Here is a 1,085-nt window from a genome sequence, read left to right as displayed (position 1 = left end):
CTGAAGAAACAACAGCCTCCGAAACAGCAAAGGAACTAGGCGTGCATTATACAACGGTTAAAGACTGGGTAAAGTTGTATAAACAAGATGGGGAACAATCATTTCCTGGCAGTGGAAATCTTAAAGCAGAAGATGAGGAAATACGTAAGTTACGTAAGCAACTCGTTGATCTCAAGGAAGAAAACGACATTCTAAAAAAGACGGCAGCCTACTTTGCGAAAAATCTGAAGTAAACACGTTCAAGTTCATCTTTGAACACCGCTTCGAATTTCGGATTGCAAAGATGTGCCAGGCTCTCCATGTCTCTCGAAGCGGCTATTATGCTTATGTGAAGCGACCCGAAAGCAAACGAAGTGTAGAAAATCGGAAGCTGCTAGATACGATCCGAAATATTCATCATGCAAGCCGTAAGATCTACGGATCACCGCAAATCACAAAGAATCTACCGCCTGACCAGAAAGCTAGCCGAGGCCGTGTAGCCCGCCTCATGCACGCAAATGGAATACGGTCTAAAGTGGCTAAGAAATACAAAGCGACAACGAATGCTAAACACAATCTGCCTGTCGCCGATAACCTTCTAAATCAAAATTTTGAAACAACAAAACCACGTGAGAAATGGCTGACTGCTATTACGTATATTCCAACTGACGAAGGTTGGCTCTATCTCGTGGGAGTTATGGATCTGCATGGCCGCGCTATCGTAGGGTGGGCAATGGACAGCCAGATGAAGACTGAACTCGTATCTTCTGCATTAAAACAAGCCATAGGCCGCGTAGGTGCAGTAAAAGGCTTGATCGTCCATTCAGATCGTGGTGTTCAATATGCCAGCAAGAAATACCAACGTCTCCTGGAGAAACACGATTTCGTATGCAGCATGAGTCGCAAAGGTAATTGCTACGATAACGCTCCAATGGAATCCTTTTGGGGGAAGCTTAAAATGGAATGGCTTAATGATCATAAATTTAAGACTAGAGCTGAAGCTAAAAAGGCTGTATTCGAGTATATTGAGCTGTTTTACAATCGACGGAGAACACATTCCTCCAACGGTTACATCCCGCCATTACAGCGTTTTGAGGCGGTTTAAT

2 protein-coding genes are annotated in these 1,085 nt (G+C 44.0%); both read left to right on the top strand.

Annotated elements, in window-relative coordinates; genetic code table 11:
* Positions 1–233, top strand: a 233-nt coding sequence (locus FGT79_RS30585; RefSeq protein WP_138756590.1) for a transposase, incomplete at its 5' end; no start/stop codon positions are given.
* Positions 234–247: 14 nt separating this feature from the next.
* Entirely contained in the window at positions 248–1,084 is an 837-nt protein-coding gene (locus FGT79_RS30580) for an IS3 family transposase (RefSeq protein ID WP_246096708.1), read from the top strand.
* Position 1,085: the final 1 nt, after the last annotated feature.

Source organism: Paenibacillus sinopodophylli, from assembly GCF_005930355.1.
Classification (GTDB): domain Bacteria; phylum Bacillota; class Bacilli; order Paenibacillales; family Paenibacillaceae; genus Pristimantibacillus; species Pristimantibacillus sinopodophylli.
The sequence above is the reverse complement of the archived record's forward strand: the minus strand, read 5'-3'. Positions and strand labels throughout refer to the sequence as shown.